Below are 16,082 nucleotides of genomic sequence, written 5' to 3' on the forward strand. Positions count from 1 at the left end.
CCATTCTGCATCACCCTTGAACGAGATTATTGCGGGCCTCTTGGGCAACTTGGGCGCTTTTATCGCTGGTTAACTGGGTCAAAACAGCGATCGCATCTTCCCCCCCTAAGCGGCCTAAAGCTTGAGCGAGACGATAGCGCAGTTGCCAGTCATCATCATTAGCCAAGGGAACAAGTAAAGAGACGGCGCGAGGGTCGCCTAGTTCCCCAAAAGCACTAACGGCGGCCGTTTTTACCAATTCATTATCGGAGTTTAGGGCGATTTCGAGCAGTTCAAAGCCCCGGGGTTCCCCCAATTCGCCCAAAGCGGCCACAATGCTAAATTGAATTAACCAGTCGGAGGATTGTTGATAGACGGCCACCAGATCATCGTAGGCTGCCGTTAATTTTAACCCCCCGAGCGCATCGGCCGCGGCTGCTTTCACGTCTGCTTCGGGATCATGCAACAAGCGATCGCGCAGAATAGTTAAGGCCAGATCAAGATTCTGACGACCGAGGATATCTAGCTGACTTACCGCCGAATAACGCACCCTAGCGTTACTATCGTTAATTAAAGGCTGTAACATCTCGAAGGCGATTTCTGGGGCTAAATAACGCAGTTGATTAACTCCCGATAAGCGATCGCCATAATCATTGGAATCGAGCAGCCGTTGCACGGATTCAGGGGAATAATTCATAATTTGATGACACCCTTAACAATTGGACTGGTATTAATTGTCCCATGAATAGTTATCGACTCCTGACTATTTTGATCATGTTTAGTTCCCCGGTTTTTTGGGGCTGTAGTCCTCCCTCTCCCCCTAAAAAAGAACCGACGGCTAAGATAATCGCTTCTCCTTCTCCCAGTCCGATTATTTCCGCATCGGAGATTAAGGCCGCTAATCGTTATCGTCAATTGGGATTACAGTATCGTCAACAGGGAGATTTTATCAAAAGTATTGAGGCTTTAAAAAAATCGGTACAGTTAAACCCCAATCATCTGGACGGGAGAGTAATTTTAGGATGGACACAACACCTAGCTAAACAACCTTTAGCGGCACAAACAACCCTCGAAGAAACGATTAAAATTGCTCCCGATCATGTGGCTGCTTATAATGCTTTGGGTATTGTTTATCTTGTCGGTGGTCATCTTGAAAAAGCCGTAGTCACTCATACTAAAGCCGCTAATTTAAAACCCAATAATGAAATCGCCTACTATAATTTATCCCTCGCCTATCATCGCTTAAAAGATTTTAATTCAGCTATTACTAACGCTAAAAAAGCAGTTAAATTAGAGCCAAATAATCCCCATCCTCTTGTGGCTTTGGCAATGATTTATTTAGACCAAGGTGATAGTAAAAAAGCGCGGGATACCTACAAAAAGGCTAGGGATTTAGACGGTCGTTATCGCCAAAAATGGTTTCTGGCACATCTGAAGGAAGCTGGTTTTAGTCAGGAGCAAATTCAATTAGTCGAAAAGTTACTATCCGAGATTTAAAAGTTAATATTTCCCCTTAGGATGCCTGTCGATGTCCCAGTTTTAGGAAAATAGTTTCTAAATCTTCGCGGCAAGTATAAAACTCGCTTAAGTTCAGGCCAGAAACGACTAAAGATTTCAACAATTCGGCACTATCTTCTAGGGTTCCCGTAAATCTAACCCGGAGAGTATTAGTATTAATAATTCTTTGCCAACTTTCCACAAAAACACATTGTTTAAGAGCGGTTTCTAAGGCTTCTAAATTGCCTAGAGTCGTGATCTGCAAGTATTGACCAGCTAGACGTTGATTTAATTCCTCTAAAGAGGTACTTTCCACTAGATAACCTAATTCCATGATGCCCACAGAACTACAAAGTTCCGCTAAATCACTAAGGACATGGGAGGAAATTAAAATAGTCATACCTGCCGATTGTAAGACTTTAATAATCTCACGAAATTGTAGGCGAGCGATCGGGTCTAATCCAGAAACTGGTTCATCGAGAAGTAAAATTAAAGGTTCATGGATAATCGTTCGGGCTAAACTTAAACGTTGTTTCATTCCCCGGGACAAAGTAGCGATCAAATTATGGCTTTTATTGGTTAATTGTACCAGTTCTAGAACTTCATAAATGCGGCGATGACGTTGGGAGCGCGGGATATGATAAAGACGGGCAAAATAATCAAGATAATTCCAGACATTTAAGTCATCGTAGAGGGGAAAATTATCGGGTAGATAACCTAAATTTCTTTTGAGACGGGGATTACTCTCATCTCTTAAAAGACGTTCTCCGTGCAGATATATTTCTCCGGTTGTCGGTTCTTCTGCTGCCGCTAACATCCTAATTAAAGTGGTTTTTCCCGCTCCATTTGGACCGATTAACCCGTAAACTTCCCCCGCTTCAATCTGTAAATCCACTTGATTAACAGCCCCATGGCGGTCAAATTGTTTGGTTAAACCAACGGTAGCAATGGCTAATTCTGGTGGGTTCATAAAGTTTTTTAGTTAGGTTCTCACGGTGACTCGCTAATCACGAATACAGGGTTTATCTCCCATGACTTCCAGATTAAAGGTAATACGCGTCAGGGTTTTCATGGTTGTTGTTAAATTGTTTGAGCCTTAATATCGGTTCTTCTGGTTTTCCTCTGTTACTTTTTGTTATCAATTAAAGCAAGCAAACAGATTAAATTGTCTCATCAATTTTTTGATAATTGACCACTGTTACATTTGGTAAATCGAGGAGTTGATCAAAATTTATCCACATAACCCACCTCCTATTCTGTATTAATATTATAACATCCTCACACAGAACCTAGAAGAGCGGCCTCATCTTCTGACCATTCATAATTGATCGGTAAATACCTTGTATAAGAAGATTCCAGGCGAAAAAAAGCCAAAAAGTAGCGGACTGTATAGCGCGGCACTACATCTCAGAAAAAACCTCTTACAATGGAGACAAGAATGATCGGAGATCAATGGGGGTGAACGTCATGTTAGTGATTTTAACCGACGAACACATTCTCGATACGGGTTCTGTGTGTCAGGGCTGTCTTTTAGCCAACCAGCAGGGGCAACCCCGGTGGCGAGAGGGTAAACTAGGCTGTGGTCACTCCTTGGGTAAAGGGGGCAGCCAACAGCCCAATCTCTACGAGTGTCAGATGGGCTTTACAATTGCTAATATTGAAGGCTAATCAGACCTTTTAAATGATTAACTTAGAGTTGAGTTAGGGGGATTTTCTTAGGACTCGGAGGAGAGAATCAAGGCTATTGCTAATCCCCAATTCAGCTTAGATACAATGACAATAATGGCTGAGGGTTTCGTAGCATCGCTCGTAGGCTTTTTGGGCTTGGGTTAAAACATCGTCGGAAATTTCTATATCTAATTTTCTGGCTTGTTTGATAATTTTACCCGCTTTGATATTCTCGGAAGAATCTCCTATACCACGGCTGCCAGTAGTGTTTAAAACTCGATATTCTTCAGAAAATCCCGTTTTAGTATCGAGATGACTCTGTAAACTATTAAAGACCAATTGACTTTGGTTTAATACTTGATCGTGGGTGATAAATAAACTCTTTTCTTTGCTGTTAATTAATCGAGCATAACTTTCTAAGGTGGCTAAACGACCAGTATAATAACCCAGGGCGTGCTGCTCATTTTGATGGGGTTTAATATCTAAAATACTAGCTAAAGTGCGCCGCGGTTCTCGTAGTAAAAATATGGTTTTAACTGGATCAGATTGTAAAAAACTATGATCTAAAAACTTCTGATCGTGAAGAACTTTATCTAAAATATATTTATGATTCATGTTTAAATCTTTCAAACGCCAGTAGAGTTTAAACATTAAAGTTTTAAAATCCTGTTCACTCTCATAAACCAGATGAGTTTCGCCAAAACCGATAATTTCGGGATTAGAATTGAGGATATGGGTCAATAAAGACGAACCCGATCGCATATGGCTAAGGATAAATAAAACCTGATAGGGTTGGGGACGAAAGAGGATTTTATAGGGGTCCTTGGGTGTATCAATGCGGATCTGAAAATACTTATAAGTTAAACGATGGGTTAAATCCTGCCAAGATTGGGGTAGGCGATCGATGGCTATAGTCATAGGTTAATAAAGAATTGTGTCAACTTGTCGCTAAGATTCCCCTATAATGTATCCCATTTAAGACCCAAACAAAAGTGAGGTTTATACAAAATGGGATTGCCAAGTTGTTCGCTCTGGTTTTTTACGGCGCGAACCGATGTCTGGTTTATGATGAATACTATCCCTCATCTAGTCAAAATGAGTCAGTTTCCCTTCCAGGAAAAGGTACTCGCTATTGATACGGCCCCTTTAAGCGGGGAAAAGGTTAATCGCCCCGGACTGGGTACAATGGAGGAATTAAGAGCCTGTGGCGAAAAATTAGTTAAAGATGGCATAATCGATCGCCTAGTGGATTTTAACTACGATCCCAGCTATCGTCAGCGTATCTATCAAAAGCATTTCGGCAGTCCCCTCCGTTCCACCCATAACTACAAAGGTTATCCGATTTTTGGCTCAATCTTCAAAATCGAGTCCTGTCGCAGTGATTATATGGTCCATTATGACAGTGACATGATGCTCTACCAAGAACCGGATTACAGTTGGATCCGCGAAGGGATCGAGTTAATGGAAACCCATCCAGAAATGATGTTTGTGCGTCCTTTGTCCGGTCCACCGCGGCCCGATGGTACGATTTATTCTCCCCATCCTTGCACGAAAAATACCGACGGATTCTATCAATTTAAATTTTTTGGCAGTCGTGCCTATCTACTTAATTGTCGTCGCTATGATCGCCTTTTACCGATGACCCCCCTCTGGCGCTCTTATAAAAATACCTTTCTCGATCACTTACCCGATGGTTTAAAAGCTTGGGGCAATATTTTGACCGGCAAAGGAAAACTCGACTCTTGGGAAATTATGGTTTCTCGCTCCCTAGAACAAAGCAACTATTATCGCGCCACTCTCACCAATGCCAAGGGTTGGACTCTGCACCCCAACGAGCGCTCTGCCGCTTTTAGGCAAGCTTGGCCGACTATTATCGAAAAAATCGAAGCGGGTATTTACCCACCGCCCCAAGCTGGTTATTATGACCTGATTCCGGAATTATGGTACTAAGAGAGCCTTAGTTCTCTAGATTTGAGGTGAGGCGATCATCGCTTAGATTTCATAGCACCGGCTGTAAGCGCCTGTTGTTTTCGTTAAACGATGTAATATTTTGTGTACACCGCAACTCATTGACGATTGCGTAATGTAGAAAGTGAGTGCGGCGACAATTGTACTTGTCAAACAATGATATAGTACAAGTAAATTGCTAATTATCGGCAGGTAGCGTCTGTCATAGATATAGATTGTGGAGTTAAAATATGTCTAGTATAAACACTGGTATTGAGTGGACTGATAAAACGTGGAATCCAACAACCGGGTGCGATAAAATTAGCACCGGCTGTCTGCATTGTTATGCCGAAGCTATTACACAGCGTTTTCCCAAAAACTTTCCCAATGGATTCAGCTTAACTTTGCATCCAGAAAGATTGGAAGAACCCTTACGTTGGCGCACTCCCAGTCGAGTTTTTGTCAACTCAATGAGTGACCTTTTTCATGATGATGTGCCTCTCGACTTTATCAGACAAGTTTTCTCAGTTATTCATTTAACACCTTGGCATATATATCAGATTTTAACAAAGCGACAAAGCCGTTTAGGTGATTTAGCGTCTAAATTAGATTTTCCAGAAAACATTTGGCTAGGTGTATCTGTCGAGAACCAAAACCACATAGATCGGATTGAATATCTTCGGACAGTTCCTGTTTCAGTGCGTTTCATTTCATGTGAGCCACTTTTAGGACCCCTAGAACTTAATTTAACTGGCATTGATTGGGTTATTGTCGGCGGAGAATCCGGGCAAAAACATCGCCAGATGAAACTTGACTGGGCAAGGGATATCCGCAATCAATGTCAAAATTCAGGGGTAGCATTTTTTTTCAAACAAGTTGGGGGAAGGACACCGAAAGCAGGGGGTAGATTACTTGATGATAAAATCTGGGACGAGATGCCTAATGCCTGGAATCAGCATATCCAAACATGGGGAAGTGTCCCACTTAAATCAGCGAGGCGTTCAGAAAAATTAGAGCTTATTGCTTAACTGGAAATGTAACCTTTAAATCATCCGCAAACGTTCCTTTTCGCCGTTTTTTGTCCTCGGGTGAATGTACTGTGATTTTTCCTTGAGATTCAAGATTGCTAAGGGCAGTTTTGTAATTCTTTTTAATGTACGGTTTTCCCGGATGATGCTGGTCGTAAATCTCTGCCATCGTCATAGTTTTACCTGAAAAATTGTCCAACAACATAGATTCCAGTTGATCAAGAGGACTGGTTAGCTCAAAGAGTAATGGTTGTTGAAGAGTTGCAGGATTATACTCAAAAGATGGTACGCCCTGCGTCTGTTCAGAACTCTCTTTAGCCATTATCTCTTTCATAATTTCATAGCCTTTAGGATGCTTGCTTACAAAAATTAGGTGATGGCTAGTACGATTTCCCATTTCATGTCTGAAACGAAATGGAAGAACATATTTACCCCCCATTTCTTTCAAGGCTTCACAGATATATTCTACAACGGTTAACTCACGCTCTTGTGGAGTAAGTGTAAATGTTTTCAATCGTTTGCGGAGTTGATCTGCTCCTACTTGTCCGAATAGCGCATTTATGTGTTCTTTGACTGCATCATTATTTAAACCCATGTTGATGCGATTGTAATTGAAGAAGAAGATGCAATCACAACCCCAATCTTTGACGACCGAATTAACAAGTTGAAGAGATAGTCCCTTGTAACCCCAAGGATCAACAAAAAATAAAGTGGGAACTAATTTCATGCTTTGGAAGGTTTTAACTATGTCCTCTCCAACCTCATATTTTGATATTTGAGGGCGGTATTTTAAATTTTCTATGCCCGGAATTGAATCTATAGCTTGTTGAAGAGAATTAACTTTTTCGACATCGGCATCGTTAAAGATCGACACCAGCATATTTCGCATATCTGGATCTGCGATGGCAGTTTCTAGAACTTTTACTGGGGTTGATTTTGAGCCATCTTTATATCGTCCTGCACCAGCAAAAAGGTCAACATAAGCGATTTTCTGGACTGAAGACGATCCCTTAACTTTTGAAATTATAACTTTTGCCCAAGCCCAGAAATATTTCTCAACAATCCTAGCTTTGATCAAGGACTGTTCTTTTTGCTCATTGAAGAAGGAATTTTTAGTCATATCCTAATATGTAGCCTATAATCAACGGATTTAGTATAACATACCTTATTTTTTTTTAAATTAGAGAAGATAGGAGATGAAACAACCCAAAAGAAAACCCAACCACCGCCATGGGGAGATTGGGTTTTCTGGTTATCAATTGATTTTAAGGAGCTAAAGCGTTACCGCGCAGGAGAGAACCGATGGTTTTAACAGTAATCTTCATCTGTACGAGAGGATTAGCGGGAACAACGGTTTTATAGAACCCATTTGGTATCTTTTATAATGTAGATGCTAGGCTGAAAAGGTGAAGCGAAAACCTTGTCCACTATAGGTTTCAGGGAAGAGAGTCTGTAGCCTGTTTAACGGCAATACTTTGGTCTGAACCCCGTCAGTGAATGCGCCACCGTCTAGTCGTCCCCGAAAATCGATACTTTGGAGTAAGCCAAAATGTACTCAAGTAGTATGACGAATGAAGAGTGGTCTATCGTAGAACCGCTATTGCCAAAGAAGAAATTGACTGGCCCCCCGAAATGGACAAAACGACAGATTTTAGATGGGATTTTCTATCAACTCAAAAATGGCGGTAATTGGCGGGACCTCACGAAAGATTTCCCTCCCTACTCCACCGTGTTCTGGCATTATAAACAGTGGAGAAGTCAGGGAATCATCCAAAAAATAATGGAAGAATTACATCGCAGATTACGACAACAAGAAAAAAAACTTGTGGACGAATCTAATTATGATTGATTCTCAAGCCGTCAAAAATACCTGTAATGCGAGTGTTGAGACGAAAGGATTTTGTTTCTACAAGTGCACCAATGGAATTAAACGTCATCTAGGGACGGATAGTCTTGGTTTTCCCTTTTTCGCTCATTGTACTCCCGCCAACCTATCTGATGACCAGGGATTGATTGAGTTGTTAACTCTAGGTATTGACTATTTCAAGTTAAAACCGTCGGAACTGTCTAAGACGACTATTCTTCTAGATAATGGTTATCATCCTGACAAAATAGAGAAAGAGTTGGTTAAGGTCTATCCAGAGATAATGACTAAAATTCAGTTTGAACTGTCTCCAAAACCGTCAAAAACCGAAAAAGCGGAGAAGGGTTTATCAGGATTCGTACCTGTAAAAACTCGATGGGTGATTGAAAGAAGTAATTCTTGGATGGAACGATGCAAATCTTTAGTCAAAAATTTTGAGCGCACTTTAGAACACTCCACTACCAAAATTCATCTCTGTTTTCTTCGACTTCTACTACGACAATTAGCTGTATCCGGCTCTTCTAGGTTCTGTGTGATAAGTTTAACTTACTCTATGATCGATCGATCTTTGTGCCCTCTGTGTCTCTGTGGTTCCCTCCACTCCCTCGCCAGCAATACTGTATCTTAAAATACATTTTACCCACCAAACCTAAGAGAGCCTGTATCCTAAGATACCAAATGGATTCTATAATGACTGTACTAGCCTAAAGATAGCAAAAAACCCGGCGGGAAAATCTCCCCACCAGGTCAAAAAGGCAAAAGTAAAGAATTATTTCTGCTCGGCCTTTTTACTTGACTTATCACCCATTTTGTACTTACGCAAGAAGCGATCGACCCGACCCTCGGTATCGATCATCTTCTGAGTTCCCGTATAAAAAGGATGATTACCCGACCAAACCTCCACATGAATTTCTGGTTTTGTCGAACCCACCGTCATCACCAGTTCACCATTACAGATCACCTTGGCTTCCGGATACCAAGTAGGATGAATTTTTTTCGGCATAATAAACCTCTCTATTAACCTAACGTTTCGAGTATTGAGGCGCTTTGCGCGCTTTGTGAAGACCGTATTTTTTCCGTTCCTTCGCCCGGGGATCCCGAGTCAGATAACCTTCACTCTTAAGGGGAGGACGATTTTCCGGGGCCAATTGACATAAAGCTCTAGCGACACCTAATTTCACCGCATCCGCCTGACCGGTCAAACCACCGCCCTCGGCCTTAACAATGATATCATACTCGTTTTCTAGTCCCAAAGTCTCCAGAGGAGCCTTAATCGTCTGGATATAGGTGGGAATGCGGTTAAAATGGGTTTCCCCATCGCGACCGTTAACGGTAATTGCCCCCGTCCCCGGCACCAGACGCACGGAAGCGACCGCCGATTTGCGTCGTCCCGTTCCCCAATAAACTACCTTATTTTTACTGTCCGTGGCTTGCATTGACTTAATTTCCTCCTGCGGGAATCGTATTAATCGCTAAAACTTCCGGTTGTTGTGCCTGATGGGGATGTTCCGCACCGGCATAAACTTTCAGTTTCGTGAACAATTTCCGACCTAAGCTATTTTTCGGGAGCATTCCCTTAACAGCGTGTTCGATAATCCGTTCGGGAATGCGTTTTTGCAGTTTATCGAAGCTTTCTACCTTCATACCACCCGGTCTGCCGGAGTCGCGGCGATAAACTTTCTGTTGACGTTTTTTGCCCGTCACCGTCACTTTTTCGGCGTTAATAACAATGACAAAATCCCCCGTATCCAGATGGGGGGTGAAGGTGGCTTTATTTTTGCCCCGTAGAATCATTGCGATTTCGGTGGCCAGACGACCTAGACGCTGATCGGCCGCATCGATGACGTACCATTTCTGCTCTAGAGTCTCTAAATTTGGTAGAGGTGTTTTGTTCATGGTGAGTTTGCCTTGGTTTACAAAAATTAATTTTTTTTATTGCCCACCTGGGTGTTGGGGGGTTAGAGTTTTAGGGTTTTAGTTGGAATTCCCCTATTTCCCTATTTCCCTATCTCCCTATTCCCCTATCCCCTCTGCTCGGAAATAATAAAGAGGCTGAGTCTCGCACCAGACGCTATCGGCAAAGGGAAAATCGGCGTAACCCACCCGCAGTAAACATAGTCCTTTAGCTGGTGCGGCGTATTTGACCAATTCTCGGCGCTGATTGACCCAGATGTCGGTAAAGTTTTCTAGCGATCGCTCACCAGTTCCCACCTCCACCAACATTCCCACCAATAGGCGCACCATCCCGTACAAAAAGCCATTGGCTTGGATTTCCATCTGTACAAACGGCCCTTGACGGTAGCATTCCACCCCCTGTACTTCTACCCAGGAATGGTCGCGACTAGAGTTAGCACGGTGAAAGGCGGCCAGATGGTGCTTGCCCAATAGGGGCCGTAAAGCCCTGGCCATCAAATCGGCATCGAGGGGACGATGGTAGTAGTGCCAACTAAAGGGGCTAACAAAGAGATTGGGGATGGGGTCGGTATAGAGGGTGTAACGATAACGTCGCCAGAGGGCCGAGAAACGGGCGTGCCAGCGATCGGGAACCCGGGCTGAGGCCCGAATGACGATATCGTCATCTAGCCGAGCATTGAGAACCTTGGACCAATGGGAGGGTGGGATCGGACTCTGCTGCTCGAAATGGGCAACTTGGGCGGCGGCGTGAACACCGCTATCGGTACGTCCTGCCCCGTGCAGAGTGACGGCATGACCGAGAATATCGGCCAGAGCCTTCTCGATTTCTTCCTGCACGCTCCTGTGATGGGGTTGCCGTTGCCAGCCGTGGAAATTAGTTCCCACATACTGGATAACTAGGGCGATCCGCGACTGGGGGCAAGCTGTCATCGTTACATCAGTTCGATAATCGCCATGGGGGCATTATCCCCGCGACGGCGCAGGGTACGCACGACCCTGGTATAACCGCCGTTACGACTGCCATAACGGGCTTGTGCGCCTTCAAAGAGGGCGTGAACCAGTTGTTTATCGTAGATGTAGCCCATAGCTTGGCGACGGGCGCTCAGGGAACCGTCTTTAGCTAGGGTGATAATGTGGTCTACCTCTGCTCGCACCGCTTTCGCTTTCGCTAGGGTGGTGGTGATCTGACCGTGGCGAATTAGCTGGGTGGCCAAGCTGCGCAGCAGTGCCTTTCTTTGGTCAGCCGGCAGACCCAATTGAGGCACTTTACACCGATGTCTCATGGTATTTTCCTGGAATTGGGTTTACTTGCTTTTTTCTTGGGGTAGGGTGATGCCTAACCGTTTTTGTAGGGCTTCAATGACTTCTTCAGCCGATTTCTGCCCAAAGTTTTTGATTTCTAAGAGATCTTCTTGGCTGTAATCGAGGAGGTCGGCTACGGTGTTGATCTGCGCTCGCTTCAGGCAATTGTAGGCGCGCACGGATAATTGTAGTTCCTCGATCGGAATTTGGTTTTCTTGGTTGATCTCTTGGTCGTCAAAGTTACCGGAGGATTCGAGGGCGTTGAGATCCTTGAGCGGGTTAAAGAGATTAACTAGCATATCGGCCGCTTGGGAAAGGGCTTCTTTGGGGTTAATGCTCCCGTTTGTCCAAATTTCTAAGAGCAGACGATCTCTAGCTTGACCGCTTTCGGAACGGATATCTTCGACGCTGTAGTTGACTTTGGTTACGGGCATAAAGATAGAGTCGATTTGCAGAAAGTCTAGCGAAGTGGCCTCCTCTTTACTGCGATCAATCGCCCGATAGCCTTTGCCTTTTTCCACGCGAAATTCCATCTCTAGCTTGGCTCCTTCGGCTAGGGTGGCGACGTACTGATTGCGATCAACTATCTCGATTTCTGAGGGTAAATCGAATTGTGCCGCCACTACTGTCGCCGGCCCAGTTGCCACTAAACGCCCGATCTGGGTTTGATTGGTGTAGCTTTTCAGGATGATTTCTTTCATGTTGAGCATGAGTTCCATCACGTCCTCGCGTACTCCCTGGACGGTGGCAAATTCGTGATTGACTCCCGCGATCCGCAGGGCCGTCACGGCCGCTCCTTCCAGATTGGAAATGAGAATCCGTCTCAGGGCATTACCTACGGTCGTACCCTGGCCTCTTTCTAGAGGCTCTAGTACAAACTTACTGTACTGACTCTGATTCTTGTAAGTTTTTGCTTCTACACACTCGATTTGAAATTGCGCCACCGATTGACCTCCCTTGTTCAGTTATCAGTTATCAGTTATCAGTTATCAGTTTTCTCTAGCGTTCAGCATTTAACGTTCAGCGTTCAGTTTTTTGAGCAGATGGTCTTTGACGACCGGATTCTCCTGCTGATGCGCTCAAAGCTAACGGCTGCTGGCCTCAAGATCCCTGTCACCTGAAAAAGCTGTTCACTGTTTACACTCTCCGGCGTTTGGGAGGACGACAACCATTGTGGGGGATGGGGGTCACGTCCCGGATCAGGGTGATTTCTAATCCTGCTCCTTGCAGGGCCCGGATTGCGGTTTCCCGTCCTGCCCCGGGGCCGCTCACCATCACCTCTAGTTGACGCATTCCCTGTTCGATTGCTCGGCGGGCGGCGTTATCGGCGGCGGTTTGGGCGGCGAAGGGGGTTCCTTTTTTGGCTCCTTTAAAACCACTCGATCCCGCCGATGCCCAAGAGATCACATCGCCTTTGGTATCGGCGATCGTGACAATGGTATTGTTGAAGGTCGATTGAATGTGAGCGACTCCGGTAGGAATATTTTTCTTCTGTTTTTTCGGTCCGGTTTTTTTGGTTGGTCGCGCCATAGTTTTTCTTGATTGGGGGATATCGCAATGAATAAAAAATTATTTCTTGGAGGGGGCTTTTTTCTTCCCTGCCACTGTCACCCGACGACCGCGACGGGTCCGCGCATTGGTTCGCGTCCGTTGCCCGCGCACGGGTAATCCTAGCCGATGCCGACGACCTCGATAGGTGCCGATATCGGCGAGGCGTTTGATGTTCATCGCCTCCCAGCGTCTCAAATCCCCCTCGATTTGATAATTTGTCTCGATATAAGTCCGTAGCGCCGCCACGTCTTCATCGCTGAGATCCTTGACCCGAGTGTCAGGGTTAACACCCGTCGCAGATAAGACTTCTTGGGAACGCGATAGACCCACTCCGTAGAGGTAGGTCAGGGCGATTTCCACACGCTTATCGCGAGGTAGGTCTACACCAGCTATCCTTGCCACGCTTTTTCTTTCTCCCTATGAACGATTTTTTTCCAAAAACGACTACAATTAACGGTAACGATTCTCTGCCCCAAGACAGTGACTTTGGTGGTTTAACCTTGTCTCTGCTTGTGTTTGGGGTTAGAACAAATTACCATGACTCGACCGCGCCGACGGATGACGCGGCACTTTTCGCACATTTTTTTGACAGACGCTCTAACTTTCATGCCTAACTATTCTGGCAACACTGCAAGCTTATTATTATATCAGATTTCTTTTACCCGTGTCACCTATTTTTTTAAAATAAATTTGGACGCTTATTAGACTTTTTGGCTTCTCTGCCCCTATTTATCGCTATTTTTTTTGATTTTTCAGGCGATAGGTAATTCTGCCTTTGGTTAGGTCGTAGGGGGTCAGTTCCACTTTGACTCGATCGCCAGGGAGGATTTTGATATAATTACGGCGGATTTTGCCAGATATATGGGCTAAGACGTTGAAACCGTTATCTAAATCCACCCTAAACATGGCGTTAGGCAAAGATTCGGTGACGGTTCCTTCCATTTCAATCAGATCTTGTTTAGACAAAGTTAATTCCTCAATTTCACTAGAGACAATTTAACGAACGGCAGCAGCAACCGTGCTGTTAGCACAATTCCCCCAGTATAGCTTATCAGTCATCAGTGATCAGTAATCAGTAACTCAGATGCGAGTTTTCAGTCCACAGCCAAAAAGCTCCCCATCTCCCCACTCTCATCTCCGGCACTCCCCACTCCCCACCCCCATCTCCCCACTCCCAGGCAGTATTAACGAGTAATATTTAGATAATCAACAGCTTAACCTTGCTCTGTTTTCACTGATTACTGATTACTGATTACTGTTCCCTGAAAAGCTAGATTACTCGACGACAATTCGCCATTCATGGAGTTCGTATTCCACACAACCATTCTCGATTAAAGGATCGCGAACTATAATTGCTTGGGCTTCCTCAAGAGAATCGGCCTTAAATAATAACATTCCGCCGCCCCTTTCTGCCCAATAACCAGTTTTTGCTGCTCGTCCTTGGCTAATTAAATCACGCACATAGTCCTTATGGGCGCTGACATAGCGATCGAAGGTAGTTTTATCAACAATGCCTTTTTCTATCTTGACAAACCAGGGCATAAATTCTCAGGAGGCTAGGACTGATTAACAATCATATAATTATACCGATTAATCTTGGCCGTCGATGGTGCCATGTAACAGAGATATACAATTAGCTTAGAGTTGTGGAAGACTGCTAGAATCGAGGTGACAGCTTTATTTCTGTAGCTTTGCTTGCTTCCATGAATCAACCCCAGGGATCTCTATTTTTTATCGCACTTTTGCCGCCGCCAGAAGTACAGGAAATTGCCACAAAAATCAAGTTAGAGTTTGCAGAAATTTACAATAGTCGCGCTGCCCTGAAATCGCCTCCCCACGTCACTCTCCAACCCCCTTTCCGGTGGAATTTAGGACAATTACCGGATTTAGAAAGATGTTTAGAGGAATTTGCTGGCTTGCACGCTCCTATTCCCCTAATTCTCCAGAATTTTGCCGCCTTTAAACCGCGAGTCATTTATATTAATGTCCAGAAAACCCCAGAATTATTAACCCTACAAAAACGGCTTTTACAGCAGCTAGAATCTTCCTTGAATATCAGCGATAATGCCTCAAAAAGCCGAGCTTTTTCGCCCCATTTAACCGTTGGCTTCCGAGATTTAACTAAAGATAATTTCTGGAAAGCTTGGTCAAAATATGCTGATCAAGAGCTATTTTTTGAGGTGATAATCGATGAAATTACCCTCCTAATTCATAACGGCAAGCACTGGGAAATTTATCGGCAATTTTCTCTATAATCCAGACCCTTGCAGGTTTCTATCTACAGAGGAAGGGGTTCTAGTGCTAAAATAGGAGAGAGCAGCTTTTAAAGCTTCATTTCTGGCTTTTTTACGATATTTTAACCTATAGAGCGATTTTATGGCGACTCCGCCGCCCTGAAACCTATGTTACTCAAAAATCCCCCGAAAATCTCCCCCAATCTGATCAAACAGCTAGAAGCGATCCTCGGTAAAGATGGAGTCATCCGTCGCAAAGACGAATTATTAACCTACGAGTGCGATGGTATCACAGGATACAGACAAAGACCCGCTCTTGTGGTACTACCTCGCAGCACCGCAGAAATTGCGGCGGTGGTGAAACTCTGTCACGATAACGAGATTGCCTGGGTAGCGAGGGGTGCAGGAACGGGCTTATCGGGAGGGGCGTTACCCTTAGAAGAGGGGATTCTCATCGTCACGGCGCGGATGAATCAGATTCTCAGGGTTGATTTAGATAATCAAAGGGTGGTGGTACAGCCCGGGGTGATTAATAATTGGGTGACGCAAGCGGTAAGCGGGGCGGGATTTTATTACGCACCGGATCCCTCTAGTCAAATTATCTGCTCGATCGGCGGTAATGTGGCGGAAAATTCCGGCGGGGTTCACTGTTTAAAATACGGTGTGACTACCAATCACGTTATGGGCTTAAAAATCGTCCTTCCCGATGGTTCAATTAGCGATGTGGGGGGGGCAGTACCAGAACAACCGGGCTACGACTTAACCGGTTTATTTGTGGGTTCCGAGGGAACTTTAGGCATCGCCACGGAAATCACCCTAAGAATCCTGAAAACTCCCGAGTCTATCTGTGTTTTACTGGCCGATTTTACCAGTATCGAGTCGGCGGGCCAAGCGGTGGCGGATATTATTAAATCGGGAATGATTCCGGCGGGGATGGAGATTATGGATAATCTCAGTATCAACGCCGTGGAGGATGTGGTGGCCACCGGCTGTTATCCCCGGGATGCCGAGTCAGTTTTATTAGTGGAATTGGATGGTTTAGGGGTAGAAGTAGCCAGGAATAAACATCGGGTTGCCGAGATTTGCCGTCAAAATGGG

Annotated in this window: 22 protein-coding genes and 1 pseudogene; 8 read left to right on the plus strand and 15 right to left on the minus strand. The window is 44.6% G+C overall.

From position 1 onward, the window contains the following. Positions 1-10: 10 nt before the first annotated feature. Positions 11-676 (minus strand): phycobilisome degradation protein NblB, encoded by a 666-nt coding sequence (gene nblB / locus LW728_RS10935; RefSeq protein ID WP_287766672.1) that lies wholly within the window; start codon positions 674-676, stop codon positions 11-13. Positions 677-720: 44 nt separating this feature from the next. On the opposite strand from nblB, the gene LW728_RS10940 reads away from it, so the two are divergent. Then, positions 721-1,476, plus strand: coding sequence for a tetratricopeptide repeat protein (locus LW728_RS10940; RefSeq protein WP_287766674.1), 756 nt, complete (start codon positions 721-723; stop codon positions 1,474-1,476). 16 nt (positions 1,477-1,492) lie between these two features. Here the strand turns inward: LW728_RS10940 and LW728_RS10945 are convergent, their stop codons facing one another. Further along, complete coding sequence (locus LW728_RS10945) at positions 1,493-2,446, minus strand: ABC transporter ATP-binding protein (RefSeq protein WP_287766676.1); 954 nt, start codon at positions 2,444-2,446, stop codon at positions 1,493-1,495. Positions 2,447-2,943: 497 nt separating this feature from the next. On the opposite strand from LW728_RS10945, the gene LW728_RS10950 reads away from it, so the two are divergent. Continuing rightward, positions 2,944-3,144 (plus strand): hypothetical protein, encoded by a 201-nt coding sequence (locus LW728_RS10950; protein ID WP_002735656.1) that lies wholly within the window; start codon positions 2,944-2,946, stop codon positions 3,142-3,144. Between the two features lie 96 nt (positions 3,145-3,240). Here LW728_RS10950 and LW728_RS10955 read toward each other — a convergent pair whose 3' ends face one another. Beyond that, positions 3,241-4,062, minus strand: a complete 822-nt coding sequence (locus LW728_RS10955; protein WP_002801085.1) for a sulfotransferase family protein — start codon at positions 4,060-4,062, stop codon at positions 3,241-3,243. A 90-nt stretch (positions 4,063-4,152) separates the two neighbouring features. Here LW728_RS10955 and LW728_RS10960 point away from each other — a divergent pair, with 90 nt between their 5' ends. Both LW728_RS10960 and LW728_RS10965 read left to right on the plus strand, forming a co-directional pair. After that, entirely contained in the window at positions 4,153-5,094 is a 942-nt protein-coding gene (locus tag LW728_RS10960) for a hypothetical protein (protein ID WP_287766678.1), read from the plus strand. Between the two features lie 248 nt (positions 5,095-5,342). Next, positions 5,343-6,119 carry a DUF5131 family protein gene (locus LW728_RS10965; protein WP_069475081.1) on the plus strand — a complete coding sequence of 259 codons (777 nt, stop codon included), beginning with the start codon at positions 5,343-5,345 and terminating at the stop codon, positions 6,117-6,119. On the opposite strand, the gene LW728_RS10970 is transcribed toward LW728_RS10965, so the two are convergent. Next, on the minus strand, positions 6,109-7,239 hold the full coding sequence (locus tag LW728_RS10970) for a three-Cys-motif partner protein TcmP (protein WP_287665035.1): 1,131 nt from the start codon (positions 7,237-7,239) through the stop codon (positions 6,109-6,111). The two genes, LW728_RS10965 and LW728_RS10970, sit on opposite strands and share 11 nt — an antisense overlap. A gap of 429 nt (positions 7,240-7,668) precedes the next feature. Between LW728_RS10970 and LW728_RS10975 the strand changes: the two genes are divergently transcribed. Both LW728_RS10975 and LW728_RS10980 read left to right on the plus strand, forming a co-directional pair. Further along, positions 7,669-7,968 (plus strand): transposase, encoded by a 300-nt coding sequence (locus LW728_RS10975; RefSeq protein ID WP_069475083.1) that lies wholly within the window; start codon positions 7,669-7,671, stop codon positions 7,966-7,968. Continuing rightward, positions 7,961-8,410: pseudogene (locus LW728_RS10980) on the plus strand (transposase); the annotation flags it as partial. The gene LW728_RS10975 and the pseudogene LW728_RS10980, both read left to right, overlap by 8 nt. Before the next feature lie 342 nt (positions 8,411-8,752). Here LW728_RS10980 and rpmE read toward each other — a convergent pair. From rpmE to LW728_RS11035, 11 genes are all read right to left on the minus strand, one after another. Next, a complete protein-coding gene (gene rpmE / locus LW728_RS10985) occupies positions 8,753-8,986 on the minus strand; it encodes a 50S ribosomal protein L31 (protein WP_002801083.1) in 234 nt (77 codons plus the stop codon). A gap of 19 nt (positions 8,987-9,005) precedes the next feature. Further along, complete coding sequence (gene rpsI / locus LW728_RS10990; RefSeq protein WP_002737094.1) at positions 9,006-9,419, minus strand: 30S ribosomal protein S9; 414 nt, start codon at positions 9,417-9,419, stop codon at positions 9,006-9,008. Positions 9,420-9,423: 4 nt separating this feature from the next. Then, complete coding sequence (rplM, locus tag LW728_RS10995; RefSeq protein WP_002735375.1) at positions 9,424-9,879, minus strand: 50S ribosomal protein L13; 456 nt, start codon at positions 9,877-9,879, stop codon at positions 9,424-9,426. 117 nt (positions 9,880-9,996) lie between these two features. Beyond that, the gene (gene truA, locus LW728_RS11000) at positions 9,997-10,827 is read right to left on the minus strand and encodes a tRNA pseudouridine(38-40) synthase TruA (RefSeq protein WP_287665040.1); all 831 of its coding nucleotides are present in this window, start codon (positions 10,825-10,827) and stop codon (positions 9,997-9,999) included. Positions 10,828-10,829: 2 nt separating this feature from the next. Beyond that, positions 10,830-11,180, minus strand: coding sequence for a 50S ribosomal protein L17 (gene rplQ / locus LW728_RS11005; protein ID WP_002801078.1), 351 nt, complete (start codon positions 11,178-11,180; stop codon positions 10,830-10,832). A 21-nt stretch (positions 11,181-11,201) separates the two neighbouring features. Beyond that, the gene (locus tag LW728_RS11010; RefSeq protein WP_002766101.1) at positions 11,202-12,143 is read right to left on the minus strand and encodes a DNA-directed RNA polymerase subunit alpha; all 942 of its coding nucleotides are present in this window, start codon (positions 12,141-12,143) and stop codon (positions 11,202-11,204) included. A 193-nt stretch (positions 12,144-12,336) separates the two neighbouring features. Beyond that, the gene (gene rpsK, locus LW728_RS11015; protein ID WP_002735413.1) at positions 12,337-12,729 is read right to left on the minus strand and encodes a 30S ribosomal protein S11; all 393 of its coding nucleotides are present in this window, start codon (positions 12,727-12,729) and stop codon (positions 12,337-12,339) included. A 39-nt stretch (positions 12,730-12,768) separates the two neighbouring features. Further along, positions 12,769-13,152: a 30S ribosomal protein S13 gene (gene rpsM / locus LW728_RS11020; protein ID WP_002735415.1), complete on the minus strand. Its 384-nt coding sequence runs from the start codon at positions 13,150-13,152 to the stop codon at positions 12,769-12,771. Between the two features lie 92 nt (positions 13,153-13,244). Then, entirely contained in the window at positions 13,245-13,358 is a 114-nt protein-coding gene (gene rpmJ, locus LW728_RS11025; RefSeq protein ID WP_012593611.1) for a 50S ribosomal protein L36, read from the minus strand. Between the two features lie 127 nt (positions 13,359-13,485). Beyond that, a complete protein-coding gene (gene infA / locus LW728_RS11030) occupies positions 13,486-13,716 on the minus strand; it encodes a translation initiation factor IF-1 (protein ID WP_002737109.1) in 231 nt (76 codons plus the stop codon). A 309-nt stretch (positions 13,717-14,025) separates the two neighbouring features. Beyond that, on the minus strand, positions 14,026-14,292 hold the full coding sequence (locus LW728_RS11035) for a YciI family protein (RefSeq protein ID WP_002736524.1): 267 nt from the start codon (positions 14,290-14,292) through the stop codon (positions 14,026-14,028). Between the two features lie 161 nt (positions 14,293-14,453). On the opposite strand from LW728_RS11035, the gene LW728_RS11040 reads away from it, so the two are divergent. Beyond that, entirely contained in the window at positions 14,454-15,005 is a 552-nt protein-coding gene (locus LW728_RS11040; protein ID WP_287665043.1) for a 2'-5' RNA ligase family protein, read from the plus strand. A gap of 147 nt (positions 15,006-15,152) precedes the next feature. Next, positions 15,153-16,082, plus strand: a 930-nt coding sequence (locus LW728_RS11045) for an FAD-binding protein (protein WP_287766679.1), incomplete at its 3' end; no start/stop codon positions are given.

The organism is Microcystis sp. 49638_E5 (assembly GCF_021300285.1).
Classification (GTDB): Bacteria; Cyanobacteriota; Cyanobacteriia; order Cyanobacteriales; family Microcystaceae; genus Microcystis; species Microcystis aeruginosa_C.

What these genes read in the sequence shown, in the direction of transcription:
- nblB (WP_287766672.1), bottom strand. Translation starts at nt 676, where the DNA reads ATGAATTATTCCCCTGAATCCGTGCAACGGCTGCTCGATTCCAATGAT.
- rplM (WP_002735375.1), bottom strand. Translation starts at nt 9,879, where the DNA reads ATGAACAAAACACCTCTACCAAATTTAGAGACTCTAGAGCAGAAATGG.
- LW728_RS10970 (WP_287665035.1), bottom strand. Translation starts at nt 7,239, where the DNA reads ATGACTAAAAATTCCTTCTTCAATGAGCAAAAAGAACAGTCCTTGATC.
- LW728_RS11040 (WP_287665043.1), top strand. Translation starts at nt 14,454, where the DNA reads ATGAATCAACCCCAGGGATCTCTATTTTTTATCGCACTTTTGCCGCCG.
- LW728_RS10975 (WP_069475083.1), top strand. Translation starts at nt 7,669, where the DNA reads ATGTACTCAAGTAGTATGACGAATGAAGAGTGGTCTATCGTAGAACCG.
- LW728_RS10940 (WP_287766674.1), top strand. Translation starts at nt 721, where the DNA reads ATGAATAGTTATCGACTCCTGACTATTTTGATCATGTTTAGTTCCCCG.
- LW728_RS10945 (WP_287766676.1), bottom strand. Translation starts at nt 2,446, where the DNA reads ATGAACCCACCAGAATTAGCCATTGCTACCGTTGGTTTAACCAAACAA.
- rpmE (WP_002801083.1), bottom strand. Translation starts at nt 8,986, where the DNA reads ATGCCGAAAAAAATTCATCCTACTTGGTATCCGGAAGCCAAGGTGATC.
- LW728_RS10965 (WP_069475081.1), top strand. Translation starts at nt 5,343, where the DNA reads ATGTCTAGTATAAACACTGGTATTGAGTGGACTGATAAAACGTGGAAT.
- rplQ (WP_002801078.1), bottom strand. Translation starts at nt 11,180, where the DNA reads ATGAGACATCGGTGTAAAGTGCCTCAATTGGGTCTGCCGGCTGACCAA.
- LW728_RS10950 (WP_002735656.1), top strand. Translation starts at nt 2,944, where the DNA reads ATGTTAGTGATTTTAACCGACGAACACATTCTCGATACGGGTTCTGTG.
- LW728_RS11035 (WP_002736524.1), bottom strand. Translation starts at nt 14,292, where the DNA reads ATGCCCTGGTTTGTCAAGATAGAAAAAGGCATTGTTGATAAAACTACC.
- rpsI (WP_002737094.1), bottom strand. Translation starts at nt 9,419, where the DNA reads ATGCAAGCCACGGACAGTAAAAATAAGGTAGTTTATTGGGGAACGGGA.
- rpmJ (WP_012593611.1), bottom strand. Translation starts at nt 13,358, where the DNA reads ATGAAAGTTAGAGCGTCTGTCAAAAAAATGTGCGAAAAGTGCCGCGTC.
- LW728_RS10960 (WP_287766678.1), top strand. Translation starts at nt 4,153, where the DNA reads ATGGGATTGCCAAGTTGTTCGCTCTGGTTTTTTACGGCGCGAACCGAT.
- LW728_RS10955 (WP_002801085.1), bottom strand. Translation starts at nt 4,062, where the DNA reads ATGACTATAGCCATCGATCGCCTACCCCAATCTTGGCAGGATTTAACC.
- truA (WP_287665040.1), bottom strand. Translation starts at nt 10,827, where the DNA reads ATGACAGCTTGCCCCCAGTCGCGGATCGCCCTAGTTATCCAGTATGTG.
- rpsK (WP_002735413.1), bottom strand. Translation starts at nt 12,729, where the DNA reads ATGGCGCGACCAACCAAAAAAACCGGACCGAAAAAACAGAAGAAAAAT.